This is a genomic window from Paenibacillus sp. FSL R7-0340, from assembly GCF_038002205.1.
Lineage (GTDB): Bacteria > Bacillota > Bacilli > Paenibacillales > Paenibacillaceae > Paenibacillus > Paenibacillus polymyxa_B.
In genome coordinates this window covers 2,324,764-2,340,912 of the sequence record NZ_JBBOBY010000001.1, presented here as the reverse complement: position 1 = coordinate 2,340,912, position 16,149 = coordinate 2,324,764, and the positions used below count along the sequence as shown (strand labels likewise).

Here is a 16,149-nt window from a genome sequence, read left to right as displayed (position 1 = left end):
CATGTTGGCTGTCTACGAGTGTAATTGGTTGAATAACTGGTCGGCCTGTTCAAAATCTAACTCACCCTGCAGTACTTTCTGTAACAAGACTTGCATGGGCTGCTTAGGCTTCGGCTCTGTAGGATCCTGATTTGTATCTCCCGCCGACTTGTTCAATTCCTTTGCCAAAAATTTGGAGAATTCTTTAATGTTAGGATAGTCGTACACTCTGGTTGCCGGAATAGCTGTTCCAAAGCGTTTATTCACAGCCTGCACCCACTCTACACCTATAATGGAGTCCAGTCCCATATCAATAAATTGATCATCCCGGCCAATATCCATTTCATTCATACTCAAGGATTTCGCAAGACTTTCTACCAGTTCCTTCTCCAATGTTTCTATCCGTACAGCCGTTGGCGCATATGTCGACCGCTTTGCCTCATCCTTGGCAACAACGGGCGGCGGCGAAGAAGGCTTGGCCTCAGGTTGCGGCGGGGCAGGCTTGGATTCTGCCAGCACAGCTGACTTTTCTGGCTTATCTGCTACCATCTGGATGTTGGAAACGGAGCTTAGCAAAATGCCCTGCGGTTTTTCAGGTACTTTCGCCAAAGCCTGTCTCTGCACATTATCGTTGCTATGGTTAACTGCAGGAGGGCTGGAAACGAACTCTTGTACCGACACATCGACTACAGGAGTTTCCGCCTCGACGTCCCGGGATTCGCCCCCACGCGCGAAGATCCAATAGCTCTCCTTGGCAAATGGATAAGTTGGCAGACTAATCCGACGAGGGCTGGTATTCTCATAAAGTCTAGTCCAATCGAAGAGTAGCCCCTTCACCCAAAGCTCCGCCAGCTTTGTATACTTCCCCTTGCTTATCCAACTATCCACCATTTTTGCCATGTCTTCGTCTGCCTCAAGAACAGCTAGGATGTCTTTATTCTTCTTTGCCTGACCCAAATACAGCCCGTCAATATCCTCATTCCCCGCTAAAAAACTCTCCAGCTTTTCTGTAAGCTCACGGGTAGACTTAACTATGACTGCTAACCGTTCTTCCATGGCTTCCCGTCCCACCTGCAGAGTAAATGCTATATCCTCCAGGCTGGTTTGCGAGTATTCCGGCTCTTTGAGTTCAGCAAGCAGTCTTTGCACCTGTTCATCCAGTCGATCTTTATTCCTCGCCGACAGCACGATCATTGCCGGATTTTGCAGTGGAATGGTAACTTGTCTAGTCTCCTGCTCCTCAGGGATATATTCCTCAATGAGCACATGTGCGTTGGAGCCTCCGGCGCCAAAGGAGGAAATACCTGCGATTCTTGGGTATTCAACTGTCTTCCCATTCATTGTGACGACGGGTCTTTTCCACTCTCCCAGCTCCTGCTGAACTATAAAAGGACTATCGCTAAAATCGATATTCGGGTTTAGTGTTTTTGAATGCAATGAAGGCACGATTTGTCCGTATTTGAGCTGAAGGAGCACCTTTGTAACTCCGGCGATCCCTGCCGCGCTCTCACAATGCCCAATATTTGATTTTGCCGATCCGATTGCGCAAAATTGCTTATCCTCCGTATATTCCTGGAAAACTTTTTGCAATCCGGCGATTTCAATGGGGTCACCTAAGGATGTCCCGGTGCCATGCGCTTCGATGTAACTAATGGTTCTGGGGTTAATTCCTGCTTTCTTAAAGGCCCTTCCAATTACACTGGCCTGCGCATTGGGATTAGGAACTGAGAATCCGTTTGTCTTCCCTCCATGATTCACCGAGGTCCCCTTTACGACCCCATATATATGGTCGCCATCTGCAATAGCTTTGGACAGTGGTTTGAGCAGTACGGCTCCTACGCCTTCTCCTGGCACATATCCATCTCCGCCTTGTCCAAAGCTTTCGCACCGTCCTTTACTCGATACAAACCTGCCTTGCCCAAGCATCAGGTATTTGTTCGGATGAATGGATACATTGACGCCGCCAGCAATGGCAAGCTCACACTCGCCTTGTCGCAAGCTTTGGCAGGCCAGATGAATGGTCGTCAATGAAGAAGAACACATGGTGTCCACAGCCATGCTCGGACCGTGGAAGTTACAGAAATAAGATAACCGATTTGCGATGGAAGCCGGATTGCCAGGAACGGCAATCATTCTGCCCCTAGCTTGTTCCTGTGCCCCATAAAGCTGGTATTCTTCATACATGACCCCGACAAAAACACCCACATTCCTATCCTGCCCAAGGCCCCGCTCTAGTCCAAGCGCTTCCCGGGTATAGCCTGCATCCTCTATCGTTTCATAGACGCATTTCAGGAATAGACGCTCCTGAGGATCGATTATCTGTGCTTCTCTAGGAGAGATATTGAAAAACATGGGGTCAAACTGATCCACACCTTTGATAAAGCCTCCCCACTTGCTGTAAGCTTTTCCGGACTGGTTCCTGTCCTCGTCAAAGTGCATGCTGTGATCCCAGCGATCTTTGGGAATTTCCGTAATGCAATCCTTCCCATCGCGCAGATTGTTCCAGAATTCCCGTATGTTTTCTGCATCGGGATACATGCCCGACAAACCGATAATGGCAATTTCCTCTGATTCGCCTGCTCTTTTCGGTTGCGGTTGGAAACTTGCCTGAACTGGCATGAAACGCGATTGCTTCCGACTATCAGAAAGTGACCTTCCCGGGTCGTTTTCCATCGTAGAAGGCTTGAATTCTTTCGCAGGGTTGACCTCTGTCTCGATTCCAAGCAATTTAATCAGCTGCTTCTGGTGGACTTTAAGGAAATATTGGGTCAATTCCCGGATATTCTGGTATTCAAAAAATAAAGTTTTGGGCAGTGTTCCAAACGTTTTCTCCAACTCACGGGTTAGCTGTTTAATCATAATGGAATCAATGCCGTACTTCTCCATAGGGGCATCGGTTTCAATCTGCCTTGCCGGCAGCCTGATGGATGTAGCGAGCAATTGCTTTAAATAATTTGCCGCTTTTTCGGCAAGCAGGTCTTGTCCGATGACCGAACCCATCTCGCTTTCCCTTATCATAGAGGAGGCATCTCCAGCCTGATTCAGGGACGGTTGCTGCAGGAGCGTTTCTCTTAGCTGACTGGCATGCCCTTCCAACACCATGACTTGATTCTTTTCGGAAGCCAGGCTCTGATACAAAGCCCGAATTCCTGCACCAGTCTCCATTGCAAACATCCCCATCCCTTCCATGATCTTTTCTGTTTCCCCATCAATACGCATTCCGCCTTCTTTCCAGAGTGGCCAATTGACTGAAATCGTCCGCCCCTGGCGTTGTTCTCGCTCTACCAGCGTATTACGGTACTTGGCATAGGCGTCCATAAAGGCATTGGCAGCAGCATAGTCAGCCTGCCCTATATTCCCGAGGCTCCCTGCAACGGATGAAAAAAGGATGAAGAAGTCCAGCGGGATTTCCTTGCAAGCCTGATCCAGATTCACCAATCCCGTAACCTTTGGTGCCAAAACGTTTTGCAATTCCTCCCGTGTTTTTTTAATAATGAAATTATCGCTAACCATTCCTGCGCTGTGCACAATTCCGTCCAGCTTCCCAAACTCTTCCTGAATATCCCGAATCAAAACTTCAACGGCCCTTTTATCGGCGACATCGGCTTGTCGGAATACTACTCTTGCACCTAAAGCCTCTATCTCCTCAATCCTTGCTTTGGTGTCACCACGAAGCGGGGAGCGTCCGACAAGAATTAAAGCGGTATCCCTGGCCTGTCGTGTAATTTCTTCGGCAAAAATCAAACCGAGACTTCCGGTTCCGCCGGTAATTAAATATACTCCCCTGTCTTTCCACGGAATGCTGATCGCTTCCCCGGAGGCTTTAATTTCCGTCCATACGGCAACATGCCGTCTACCTGATTGATAGCGGATATGTGGTTCTATAGAACCGCGACTGTTTTCTTGCAGGATATTTATCAGACCTGCTGGATCCTGCTCCACATCCATTTCTATCAATTGGCCAACCAGTACTGGATTCTCCAGCCATGCTGTTTTTAAGAGTCCGGAAAGTCCCGAGAATACCTGTTGGTGATCCTGCACCGGAACGACAAGCTGAACCAATGTTTTGCCTTTGGATTCCGTTTTAAGAATATGTTGAATTGCCTCAAACACCTGTGTCGCATAAGTCCTAAACCGTGCATCAATGCTCTTCTCTTCGGATTGGAGAATGAGGCACTGCACCCCGTTCATTTGCGATTCAATAATTTCCCCGGAAATATATCCCGGTTCGCATAAAATTACCAGATGCTGTTGATAGTCAGGTGCTGTTCCTTCCAGAGCAATCGCTTGTTCTTCCCACACAGGCTCAAGCATCAAAGTCTCCGGTGCAGTCCATTCCTCTGGTGCCCCTGTCCCTCTTTCAGCAACTCGTGATAAAAATCCCTTCATCCTCACACAAACATTCCCCTGCTCGTCACACAAATCGATATCTAACTTTTGCAGCGGGCCATCCTGCCTGCTGTCTTCACTATTACGAATCCAGGCCCACATCTCTGATGTGCATCTGTTAAATACCTCTAACTCTTCCAATGCAAATGGTAAAGCTGGCTTAATGGAAGCTTTGCGATCACCTGCACTCATAATCAAGCCTATCGTCGCCTGAAGAGCGGAGTCCATCAAACTGGGGTGCATCACATAATGCTCCATCGTATGGTAAACGGAAGAAGGCAAGGACAACTTGGCAAGCGCTTGACCCACTCCGACATATATTTTCTCAATTCCCTGATGTCCCGGCCCATAGGAAATCTGCATCGCCGCAAACGCCTCATAGCACTGACGGGATGAAACGGAGCCCAGACTGTACTGCTCCAGCAAGGTTTTAATATCTATAGCAGGGACCTCTGCCACCGGAACAATTACTGCCCTGCCTTCACTTTGCACCACCAGCTCGGTGTCCGTTGCTCCAGACTTGCTGTAAATTTCATAGGCGATCTCCCCGCCATCTTGCGGATAGAGCCCAATACTGACATCAACCGACTCCTCCCCAACCACAACTGGACGGATCCAATCCACATCTTTTAACCGGATGGACGTCCACTTATCTTCTGGAGATCCTGCAACCTGCTCTACTGCCGCCCGCGCCATTTCAAGGTAGGCCACTCCAGGCAAGAGCTTCTGCCCCCTTATCACATGGTCAGACAGGAAAAATTCCTTCCCCGTAAAAATGGAGCTGAACTGCAGTCCATAAATATCGGACGTATTACGCTGAAGTAAGGGATGAATGCCGACTGCTGTCTCCCGTTCCAACACAACACCGCTTGCTCCCGTCCGTTTATTGATATCGGTTATACAATATCGTTCTTTGGCAAAGGGATAGGTTGGCAGACTGATACGGTTTGGTTTAGCCTCTCCGTACAACAGGGCCCAGTCAATTGCGACTCCTTTTACCCAAAGGTCTGCGATTTTTCCATAGCTGCCTTCGCTAACCAAAACATCAATCGTCGTGCCTGCACCCTCTCCGTCTTCACGAGCTCTAATTTCTTCTTTATGGCGTTTGGCGTGTCCCACGTGTAAGCCGTGGATACCATCCCGGCCTTCCACAAATCCTTTCAATTTCTCTTCAAGCTCCCGGAGAGAGCCTACAACGAAAGCCAAACGTTCTTCCATTGCTTCGCGCCCCACCTGAAGGGTATACGCTATATCTACCAGACTGCTGTCTGTGAACGGATGCTCCCCGATTGCAGCTAGTAATAGCTGCGCCTGCTCTAGCAGTTGTCCTTCACTCTTGGCTGACAGCACCACAATAGCCGATTTTGGGGTGGTAAGGGGAATAGAATTCTGCGCCTGCTTTCCAGGAATGTATTCTTCGATTATCAAATGGGCATTGGCACCCCCGAATCCAAAGGAGCTAACACCCGCTCTTCGAGGAATATTTTTCCCTTGAGTATCCCGCTGTGGCTTCCACTCCCGCGCCTCCTGAACGATATAGAACGGACTACCTTCAAGTTTTATATAGGGATTAATTGCCTCGCAATGAAGGCTTTTGACCAGCTTTTTATGCTTTAACTGAAGCAGTACTTTTATGACACCCGCGATTCCAGAAGCCAGTTCCAGATGTCCGATATTGGTCTTCACCGAGCCCAATCCGCAATGGGATTCTGTGATCCCGGGTCCCTCTGTATTCTCATAAAGCTCTTTGAAAGCTGCTTTCAGTCCGTTAATTTCAATCGGATCGCCCAGCTCGGTGCCTGTCCCGTGGGCCTCAATGTAAGAGACAGTCCTTGGATCGATTCCGGCCTTTGTATATGCATTTACCAACACATCCGCCTGAGCCCTCGGATTAGGAGCTGTCAGGGAATTGGCCCGGCCTCCGTGATTGACGGCAGTACCCCGAATTACACCATAAATATGGTCTCCGTCCTTCTCTGCATCCTTCAGCTTTTTCAGGAAAAGCATGCCGGCCCCTTCACCACGCACGTAGCCATTGGCCTTATCGGAGAAGGTTTTGCACCGACCGTCCTCACACAGCATTCCTGCTTTGTTGAAGCTGATATGGAGTTCAGGCGTGATAATCACATTGACACCGCCTGCAATCGCCATCTCGCAGCTTCCATCCTCTATGGCTCTAACGGCTCGGTGAATGGCCACCAGCGAACTGGAGCAAGCCGTTTCGATAGGCTCACTCGGACCATGAATATTAAGGAAATAGCTCATTCGATTGGGCCCAACAGACGGTGCCATACCGCTGGAGGAATACGCCTCGACACCCACATTTCCCTGATAGATCATACCGCTGTAGCCGCTGTTCGCGGTACCTACAAAGATTCCTGTGCGGGTTCCCGACAGACTCCCTGCCTGAATGCCTGCATCTTCAATCGCCTTCCAGATATAGGTCATCAACAGACGCTGCTGCGGGTCCATGAGTGCGGCTTCCCGTGGTGAAATTCCAAAGAATAACGGGTCAAACTCATAGATCCCCTCAATAAACCCGCCCCACTTGATGTTTGTTTTATTGGCCTCCTGCTCAGGGTCACCGTAATACGTCTTCCAATCCCAGCGATCTTCAGGGATTTCAGTGATACAGTCCCTGCCTTCCTCAAGATTTTTCCAAAACTCATCCACATCCCGAGCCATGGGAAATACACCGCTCATTCCCACGATGGCAATAGGTTCAGGAACAGCCTGAGTCTGTTGCGGCATGGACAACACATTCCCGCCTGCAAACCGGAAACGCTGCCGTCTAACGTGGGTACTGTCTTCCCTATCATCCTCCACGGCCTGGACAGCAGGCTCAATCCGGGCATGCACGGCAAACTGCTCGCCAAGCACGGCATCATATTCGTCCACCAAATACCTGGTGAAGTCATGAATCGTTGTGTATTCAAAAAATATGTCCGGCGTCAGCTCAAGTCGGTATAAGTGATTGATGTTGTTGGTAAATTGTGTGAGTAGGATGGAATCGAAGCCATACTCACTCAGTTCTACATGTTCATCAATATCTTCAAGTTTGACTTTCAGCAATTTTGACACGGCCTGTATCATAGCGGCCTGTACCTTGTCCAGCAGATCCGGTACGGCATTGCTTTTAGGGGAAGCTTCTGAAATTCCTGTCACCTTTTCAGGCTGCCTAATCTCTGGAGTCGTGATTAAACCCATGCTTTTCTTCATTTTTGCGAGATTGCCTTCCATCACCATAACCTGATCAACGCCCGCGATCATGCCACGATACAAGGCCTGAACGCCGGAAGAGGTTGACATGCCGCTCATGCCTGTACGCTGCCTTACCAGCTTCTCCGTTTCCTCATCAATACGCATCCCACCCTCTTTCCATAGCGGCCAATTGATGGATAGCGTTTGACCCTGGCGCTGCTTAGATGCTATCAGAGTGTTCCGGTATCCGGCATAAGCATCCATAAACGCATTAGCTGCAGAATAGTCTGCCTGTCCCTGATTACCTAATCCTCCGGCTACAGACGAAAATAGAACAAAGAAGTCAAGCGGCAGATTCTTGCTTGCCTGATCCAGATTCACTGTCCCTATTACTTTGGGTGCGAGAACCTCCAGCATTTCCTCGCTATTTTTTTGGAGTATGCGGTTGTCACGAATGACTCCTGCACTGTGAATGATGCCATTGATGTTTCCGAATTCCTCCTGAATTTCCTGGATTAAATCGGTCACCGCCTGCTCCTGAGTCACATCGACCTGTCTGTATATTATTCGCGCCCCTAATGCCTCCATTTTCTTTATCTCAGCCCGTTTGCCCTCATCCAGCGCGGAACGCCCCGTTAAAATCAAGACGGCTTTATGGACTTTATCCGTAATCTCTTTGGCAAAAATGAGTCCCAATCCACCGGCACCGCCAGTAATCAGGTACACTCCGCCATCCTTCCACGGGTTACCCGCCGCTTCCTGAGAGATGTGAACTTCGTTCCAGCAGGAAACCCACCGTGTGCCTTTCTCGTACCGAATCTGGATATCCTCGAGGCTACGGCTGTTTTCTTTTAAAATGTCTATGATTGCTCCCCAGTCCTCATCCTGTCCCAGTTCTATTAACTGACCTACCAGTTTTGAATGCTCAAGCCGGGCCGTTTTTAAAAGACCGGAAAGTCCCGAGAAAAGCTGCTGCTCCTCCTGTCCGCTTATGGCAATCTGGATCAGTACCTTGCCATTGGGTTTTTCCCTGAAAATGCTTTGAATCTCTTCAACCACCTGGACGGCGTAATGCTGGAACTGTTCCGCGATTCCGTTTCGGTCGGGTTGCAGTACAATGCATTGCACGCCGTCCATCCGAGCTTCAACTTGTTCACGGGAAATCCCGGACGGCTGGCAGAGTAACACGACATGGCGATCATATACGGGCATTTCAGCCCCTAGAGCAATCCCTTGCTCTTTCCATACGGGTTCAAGCATCAAGTTACTGGAATTTGACTGAACATCCGAGGAAATCAAGTCCCTATTCAGAATTCTTGATGAATATCCTTTTATCCTGACACAGATGGCTCCAGTTTCGTCGCTCAGGTCAATATCCAGCTTCTGTGCCTTTTCCTCAGCTAGACCGTCTGCATTGTAGCGAATCAGCGCCCACATGATGGAGCTGCAATTTTTTATAATTTCAACTTCTTGAATGGCGTAAGGCAAAGAAGGTTTGATCTCGCCAGACCCCAGCGTCAAGCCTACGGTTGCCTGCAAGGCCGAATCTATCATACTTGGATGCAGGACAAATTTGCTTTGGTTGTCAGAAACGGAAGCCGGCAAGCATAACTTAGCCAGCACTTGACCCTCTCCCGCATACACCATCTCAATCCCTTGATGTCCAGGGCCATAATCCATTCCCATATCCCTGAAAACTCCATACAATTGTGTGGAGTCGAAGTTCCGACTGCATACATTCTGCAAGTCTTTAATATTCAGTGTTGGGACCTCCACAGCCGATCTTCGTGTAGCACTGCCGTAGCTATATATCACAATCCCTGCATCAGCTTCTGCGCTCTCCCCATATATTTCATAGGAAATCTCTTGATGATCATCCAGGAAAAGTCCGATGTGTAGCTGTAGTGGCCCATCCTCTACGATAATAGGCCGTGCCCAAACCACGTTTTTAAGGCAAATTCCGGTTGGCCCGCCCTCATCATATCCTGTTGCCTGATCCACGGCCGCCCGGACCATTTCAAGGCAAGCAGCCCCAGATAGAACCTTGCGTCCATTCACCACATGATCCTTCAGGAAAAACTCCTGGCCTGTAAAAGTCGAACTGAACCGCTGCTCCGAGAAATCGGAGGTGTTTCGATGCAGTAAAGGATGGAGCGAAGCAGCAGTGACAGAAGTCATGCCTTTGCCTGCCTTGCTGTCAAGCTCAGGCGCCCAGCAGCGTTCTCTCGCAAAAGGATAGGTCGGCAGACTGATCCGGTAAGGTTTGATGTCCCCATACAGCTTGTTCCAGTCAATAGTTAGCCCCTTTACCCACAACTCCGCTATTTTTTTCAGTTTTCTCTTCTTGATCCAGGTTTCAAGCAACGATTTGGCATCTTCATCCGCCTCAAACATCACAATCCCGTCTTTGCTCTTTTTCACCTGCGCCGTTAGGACGCCAGCAAGCAGATCATGATTCGCAAATCCTTCGAGCGCTTTTAGCAATGCCTCTTTTGAATCTGCCACAAAAGCCAGCCGGTAATCCATCGGCTCGCGGCTCACTTGCAGCGTATACCCCATATCCGAGAGGTTAAGATTTTCCCGGGATGCAATAAAGCTCCTCATTCTTTCGGCATACGTTTTTAGTTGCTTTTCACCTTTAGCAGACAAAACGAAGAGAACGGGATTATGGATATCGGCGGCGGCTGGTGAAGTCGCAGATGTTCCAGTCCCGGGACGATATTCTTCAATAATAAGATGGGCATTCGTACCGCTAAATCCGAAAGAGCTCACAGCGGCGCGCCTTCTGTTCCCGCGGGAAGGTTCCCAGGCGTTCAATTCTGTATTTACATAAAAAGGAGAATTATCAAAATCAAAATGCTCATTCGGGTTCTTGAAATTCAGTGTCGGTACTAGTTTTCTATGCTTCATGCATAGCAACACCTTTTGCACGCTTGCTATGCCCGCTGCTGCAGAAGTATGCCCGATATTGCTTTTTACCGAACCTATGGCACAGTAGTTCTTCTGATCGGTTTTCTCTTTAAAGGCGGTTGATAAAGCTTCCAATTCAATAGGGTCACCCAGCTTGGTTCCTGTCCCATGCATTTCAACATAGCTAATGCTTTCAGGCTCAATCTGATATTTGTTGTATATTTCCCGCTCCAGCTCAATTTGGCTGTTTGTGCTTGGAGCGGTAATCCCGTTGGTTTTTCCATCTTGATTGATTCCGGACCCAATAATAACTCCGTATATATGATCCCGATCAGCCTCAGCATCCTTCAGCCGCTTCAGAACCAGCGCCCCTACTCCTTCCCCCGGAACAAAGCCGTTGGCGCTATTGTCAAACGTTTTACACCGGCCATCTGGCGACAACATTCCGGATGCAGACATGCCTACATACGATTCAGGAGTCAGATATAGCGACACCCCGCCAACCAACGCCATTTCTATCTCTCCGTTAGATAACGCCTGGCAGGCCAGATGGGTTGCCACCAGCGATGAGGAGCATGCCGTATCTACGGATATGGCCGGACCTTTCAGATTGAGGAAATAAGAGATGCGAGCCGCTGCAATAGCGTTACTGTTCCCAGTAGTATTGGTGAACTGCGCTTGATGCTTGTACCGCAGCATACTATATTCATTATTTAAAATTCCAAGGTAAACCCCGCATTTTTTATTTCCCAACTGTGAGCCACTATAGCCTGCATCCTCAATTGCCTTATATGCTTCCTGCATAAAAATGCGCTGCTGGGGATCCATCCCTTCCGCCTCGGTAGGAGAAATATTGAAAAATAACGGATCAAAATATTCCATATCCTCTAAAACACCCAGCCACTTGCAATTGATTTTCCCCTCTTGCGCTGGACGAGGATCATAATATTGGCTTACATCCCAACGGTCCTTCGGGATCTCAGTAATGGAATTTTTGCCTAGAGCGAGATTATCCCAATATTGCTGCACATCTTCCGCACCAGGATATCTTCCCGAAATCCCGACAATTGCAATTACGTCTTTATTTTCCAAAGGCATAGGCGATGAATCCTCTGCTACCTTTACCAGGTGGAATGGCTCGGAATCCTCCTTAGGCGATAGCCTTGGGGAACATTGCAGCGTGTCAGGTCCCTTCGAATGGACTTTCGCAATAGGCTTGTCCGTGTCCGGGACTGTGCTCAAGGACTGTTGATTGGAGCTTCCTCCACGCTTATTGATTTCTTGTGCCAAATATGCAGCGAATTGGTGAATGGTCGGATAGTCGTAGACCTTGGTCGCTGCTATAGATGTACCATATCGTTTATTAATATTTTGAACCCACTCTACGCCTATAATGGAATCTAGTCCGGTATCTATAAAGTTTTTATCCGCCTCAATCTCGCTCCGTTCCATATACAAAGCCTCAGCCAGGCTTACCGTCAGCTCTTCCTGTAACAGCTCTGCAGAGGCGCTGCACTCAGCCATGCTGGCCTGCGCCTGCTTTTCAAACGAAATCGGCATCAAATTCACCTGAATGGAAGCCTCTGCCGATTTCTCCGGCTCTAATGCAACGGATGACAGTGAATACTCTGCTGGAGAATGATCCGAAATAGACTGGGCAGAGAATGGCGCAATTGATTTGCTCAACAATTCCTTCTCAACAAATTTGCTAAAATCCCGGATGGTTGGATAATCGTAGACTTTTGTCGCTGTTATGGCTGTATTGTAATGCTTATTAATGCTACGAACCCACTCTACGCCTATAATGGAATCCAATCCAAGATCAACAAAGTTTCTAACCGAATCGATATCGCTCCGATCTATATATAAAGCCTGCGCCAGGCTTGTTGTCAGCTCCTCCTGCAATATTTCCGCCGATATTGCAGAAGGAATAGACGACAGCGCTTCCGTCTTCTTCTCATCCTCTAATGTGTGCGATGTCTCCTCCAGTGAAGTTAACATGATCGTTGTCCCCTCCTGGTTGGCAGACTTGCTTAGGTGCGGCTGATGGTCCAACAAATTCGGTAAGGATATGCCGCTTGGTTTTTCAGAACTATTCAAAAAACCGGGTTGTATTAGGGCTGTTGGCTGCATCGCATGAGTCTGGACGGGAATTGCCTTTTCCTGAGCTTCCGTAACAGCTCTTTCTACAGAAGAGACTCTTTCTACAGATGGACTCATAATATCCGTGATCCAGTACCGCTCCCTCGCAAAAGGATAGGCCGGCAGGCTAATTCGTCGCGGCTTGGCGTCCCCATAAAGCATGTTCCAATCCATTGCCAGTCCCTTGACCCAGAGATCAACAACCTTCGAATATTTCCTTTTCCCTATCCAGGCAGCAATCATTTTCTCCATGTCTTCATCTTCTACCAGCGCCGTCAGCGCCTCCTTATTCCGTTTGACCTGGCCCCGGTACAACTCAGGGATTCCGTCCCGTCCTTCCAGGAATCCTTCCAGCTTGTCCACCAGCTCCTGCATAGACCCTGCAATCACTGCCAGGCGCTCTTCCATGGCTTCGCGTCCCACCTGGAGCGTGTATGCCACATCGGCCAGACTGCTTTCGCTTAGCTGTCCTTCCCGCATAACAGCTAGCAATCTCTCAGCCTGCTTTTTCAGTCGTTCTTCATTTTTGGCCGACAATACGATGATCGCAGGCTTTTGAGCCGTAACGCTCATCGGCACCTTCTCTTCTGCAATGTACTCTTCGATGATGACATGTGCATTGGAGCCTCCTGCTCCAAACGATGAAATCCCGGCAATCCTCGGATATTCCCGCGTCTCTCCATCGATCTCAACCACCGGCCGCTTCCATTCCCCCAGCTCCTGCTGGACGACGAACGGCGTCTGACCGAAATGGATATTCGGATTCAATTCTTGGGCATGCAGGCTGGGAACCAGCGTCTGGTTTTTCATCTGCAAGATGATTTTCCCAACCCCGGCGATGCCCGCTGCCGCCTCCAGATGTCCGATGTTGGACTTCACAGAGCCTATGGCGCAGAATCCCGTATCCGGCGTATCCTTCCTGAATGCCTGGGTCAGACCCGTCACTTCAATCGGGTCTCCCAGCTCCGTGCCTGTCCCGTGGGCTTCAATATAGCTGACCGTCCGCGCATGGACCCCCGCTCGCTCCAATGCCGCCCGGATGAGTTCCCCTTGGGCTGTCGGATTCGGCACCGTATAGCCGTTGGTCTTGCCTCCATGGTTGATGCTCGTCCCCCGAATCACCGCATGGATGAGGTCCCTATCAGCGATCGCCTTGGACAGCGGCTTTAATAGGACGACCCCCGCGCCTTCTCCAGGGACAAATCCATTGCCTCCTTTGCCGAAGCTCTTGCACTGCCCGTCTGCTGACAGCATGTGGTTGGCGCAAAGTCCGACATAGCTGAGCGGATGGAGATACAGATTTACTCCGCCTGCAATAGCCATTTCGCATTCTCCACGATACAGATGCTCACAGGCTTCATGAATCGCGGTCAACGAGGACGAACACATCGTATCGATCGGCATGCTTGGCCCTTGCAAATTAAAGAGGTACGAAATCCTGTTGGCCACTGAACTAAAGGATGTGTGAGGGTATATTTGTGTTCCTTTTCTCCATAAATCAAGTCCGTATAGATCAAAGCCCGTTTTGGTAATTCCGGCAAATACGCCTACCCGGCTGTTATGCCGCACCGCAAGCTGTTCCCGGGTGTAGCCCGCGTCCTCCAACGCTTCCCAGCAGGCTTCAATGAACAGCCTTTCCTGCGGGTCCATACCGAGTGCTTCCCGTGGCGCAATATTGAAAAAGCGCGGATCGAAATCCGCAAATCCTTCGATAAAGCCCCCCCACTTGCTGTAGCTTTTTCCATTCGCTACCGCTTCCTGTGAATCAGGATGGAAGAACCCTTCCATCGTCCAGCGCTCACGCGGGATTTCGGTGACACAGTTCTTCCCTGCTTTTAGATTTTCCCAATATTCGTTCATGTCCCTGGACCAGGGATACTTTCCAGCCATCCCAATGATCGCTATCGGTTCACGCATTTCCGCAGGGGCAGACCCGGCCAAGTTTCGGATGGGCTTCGCTGCCGTTTTTGCCGCAGATGGCACGGCTTCTTCTTCGACATACAGCGGTGCCGCAAGTGTTTCCTCCACAGGCTGTATGTCATGGTTCATCCCGGTCCACTGCATGCACTCCTGCGGGTATTCCGCTACAAAATATTCCGTCAAGGCGCGCAAGGTCTGGTACTCATAAAACAGCGTCTGGGACAGCTCTCCAAAGAAGCCCGCCAGCTTGGCATTGAGCTGGGTAATCATGATCGAGTCGATTCCATACCTCTCCAGCGGCTCATGGGCTTCGATGCTGCTGACGCTCAGCCGAGTCACCTCTCCCAATAGCACCTTGAGTCGATATAAGGTTTTATCGTAGAGCAAGTTCGAATCCAGCTTAGGCGCAGTTGCCTGGATAGGGACAGCTGCCTGGATAGCATGGACATCGGGCTGTGAAACGGCTTTTGCCAGGTAGGCCTCAATTTTCTCAGGTTCTCCTTCCATGACCATCACCTGCTTCTTGCCAGAGGCCAAGCTTTGGTACAACGCCCTCATTCCCGACCAGGTCTGCATGGCTGTAATACCCATGTTTTGCGTCATGATCTGTTCCGTGTCCGCATCGATCCGCATTCCGCCCTCTTTCCATAGCGGCCAGCGGATGGATAACGTCTGTCCCCGCCGTTGCTTGGCCCCTACCAGGGCATTCCGGTATTCGGCGTATGCGTCCATAAAGGCATTGGCGGTCGAATAGTCAGCCTGTCCCGGATTGCCTATGCTGCCCGATATGGAAGAAAAGAGCACAAAGAAGTCCAGGTTCTGGCCACTGCTTGCCTCATCCAGATGGACCAGTCCACTCACCTTCGGTCCCAGCACCTCCATAAATTCTTCACTAGTTTTTTTAATGATAAAATTATCATGAATCACCCCTGCGCAGTGGATGATCCCATGGACACGTCCATATTCCTGCTGAATGCTGTCCAATAAATCGATAACGGTGTTTCTATGGGTGATATCCGCTTGCCTGTACACCACGCTGGTTCCTGAAGCCTCCAGCTCCTTCAGCCTCGTCTGCTTGTCTCGGTCCAGCGGCGACCGCCCCGTCAAAATGAAGGTCGCTGCTTGCGTCTGCCGGGCAATCTCTTCTGCAACCAGCAGTCCCAGACTGCCGGAGCCGCCGGTAATCAGATAGACCCCACCATCTCTCCATGGAAGCCCCTCTTCTTGCCCAGATGTTTCAAGCCTGCTCCAGCAAGCGATTGTCCGTTGTCCGTTCTCATAGCGAATCCAGCTATTCATCGGGCTACGGCTGTTGTCCTCCAGCTTCGCCAGGATGCCTTCCGCCTGTTCTCCCTGATCCACTTCGATCAGCTGCCCGATGAATTTCGGGTTTTCCAGCCGGGCTGTCTTCAACAGTCCCGAAAGTCCCGAAAAGAGCCGTCCTTCCCCGGCGTTCCGCACCACAATTTGGACCAGCACCCTCCCCTCAGGCTTGTCTTTGAGTATGCTTTGAATGCTCTCAAAGGCCTGAATAGCATAGGCCTGGAACCGTTCATCAATCCGGCTCTTCCCGGATTGAAAGGCAAGCACCTGCACAGCTCCGTTCAA

1 protein-coding gene (only partly in view) is annotated in these 16,149 nt (G+C 49.9%); it reads right to left on the bottom strand.

The genetic code is table 11. The features are described 5' to 3' along the window. Positions 1–12: 12 nt before the first annotated feature. Positions 13–16,149, bottom strand: partial view of an SDR family NAD(P)-dependent oxidoreductase gene (locus MKX59_RS10365; RefSeq protein ID WP_340858411.1) — the 3' portion only. 3,570 nt of this gene lie beyond the right edge of the window; 16,137 of the gene's 19,707 nt are visible here — the last part of the coding sequence; its start codon lies off the right edge, out of view; it ends in the stop codon at positions 13–15.